Below are 1,319 nucleotides of genomic sequence, written 5' to 3'. Positions count from 1 at the left end.
CGTTCGAAGAGGGCAAACCCTATTTGAAGTGGCAAGTTGGAAAACTGGCCCCCAAGGAATCACTTTTGATACCGTTGCCTATCCTGATAAACCGCTAGATCAATTGCAAAAGGCTAGTACCAATGAGCTTCTCGGCATATATAGAGATGCGCTCCGTACTTACGGCATGTGGAGTTATCGTTCAAAACCACTCATAGCGCGGTAGACGCAATATCGCCCGTTTTTTCTAAGGTATCAGTAACTGATCAGCAATGCCGCTTACCATTAGGTAGGCGGCATTTAAGTGATAAAAACAAACATCAATTAGCTATGCTTTTAAATACTATACGTGCCCCAGAGACACCACCAAGCCTAAAGTGCCTGTCCCGATAGAAAAATACGGATAGAGCCCCTAAGGCCCACTATGCTAGGAGATCGGCCCTTTAGACTTTTCTTCCGCCTTTTCGTCATTCTCCGGCTGGTCACTCAAACCCGGTACCGCCTGGCAAAATGTGCACTCTTCATTATCCACCGAGGCACCGCCTGCCTCCACATAACGAATCCGATGACTGCCTTTGTCCCGATTGGCAGATACGGCAAAGCGCCGTTGCTCACGCTCAGGTATCGTCTTTTCTGTGTCATGATCGGCCATAATTGGTCTCCTTAAAATACCGGGAAGCGCTTAGCTGTATATTAACTTAGCATTTGAACATGCCTAACCAAAAGTGCCTGTCCCGATAGATGAACCATGGTATTATTGGCATGGACAGCCGTTGATGTGACTAACAAGGCACCGATAAGCCCCATTACCCGTGCTGTTGAAATGACTTGCTTTTGCATGTTTATATCCTCATAAAAAACTTACTAGCGCGCCTTGTATGACACGCCAAACACCTTGAATTGCGAGGATATAATCTTATTAGTGACCATCCCCGTAAGCAGTGAGAGGATTAGAACATGGACAGAAAACCATCGGTATAGGACGATTCCTATTTGGTAGGGTAAGAAATCTGATTAAGCGATAAATGGAAATAGCGTATCGTGCCTGTCCTCATAAAGAAAAGTGCCTGTCCTGGTAAAAAAGATAAAAAAAGGGCGCCATTGTGGCGCCACGGAAGTTGATAGGAGTTGATAGGCAGAGGTCGACGTTATGCGGGGACAGGCGTCTCTTGCTTTTGCTCGGCACTTTTAGTTAGATTGCCAAGGTAAACATGCTGATACGCATAATTTGTGGCTTCAATGTAGCCTTCAACCGAACCACAGTCGAATCGCTCACCTTCAAATTCATAGGCTAATACGCAGCCACGTTGGGCTTGTTCAAGCAACGCATCCGTGATTTG

Annotated in this window: 2 protein-coding genes and 2 pseudogenes; 1 reads left to right on the top strand and 3 read right to left on the bottom strand. The window is 46.1% G+C overall.

Annotated elements, in window-relative coordinates; translation table 11 throughout:
- Positions 1-205 (top strand): annotated as a pseudogene (locus tag BZG77_RS14595) (transporter); the annotation flags it as partial.
- Positions 206-406: 201 nt separating this feature from the next.
- Here BZG77_RS14595 and BZG77_RS14590 read toward each other — a convergent pair.
- The 3 genes and pseudogenes from BZG77_RS14590 to BZG77_RS14585 all read right to left on the bottom strand — a co-directional run.
- On the bottom strand, positions 407-631 hold the full coding sequence (locus tag BZG77_RS14590) for a hypothetical protein (protein WP_077647756.1): 225 nt from the start codon (positions 629-631) through the stop codon (positions 407-409).
- A gap of 41 nt (positions 632-672) precedes the next feature.
- On the bottom strand, positions 673-819 hold the full coding sequence (locus BZG77_RS14875) for a hypothetical protein (RefSeq protein ID WP_158011456.1): 147 nt from the start codon (positions 817-819) through the stop codon (positions 673-675).
- A 308-nt stretch (positions 820-1,127) separates the two neighbouring features.
- Positions 1,128-1,319: pseudogene (locus BZG77_RS14585) on the bottom strand (UTP--glucose-1-phosphate uridylyltransferase); the annotation flags it as partial.

Source organism: Salinivibrio sp. IB643 (genome assembly GCF_001996105.1).
Classification (GTDB): domain Bacteria; phylum Pseudomonadota; class Gammaproteobacteria; order Enterobacterales; family Vibrionaceae; genus Salinivibrio; species Salinivibrio costicola.
This window is presented reverse-complemented; position numbering and strand designations above follow the sequence as displayed.

What these genes read in the sequence shown, in the direction of transcription:
- BZG77_RS14875 (WP_158011456.1), bottom strand. Translation starts at nt 819, where the DNA reads ATGCAAAAGCAAGTCATTTCAACAGCACGGGTAATGGGGCTTATCGGT.
- BZG77_RS14590 (WP_077647756.1), bottom strand. Translation starts at nt 631, where the DNA reads ATGGCCGATCATGACACAGAAAAGACGATACCTGAGCGTGAGCAACGG.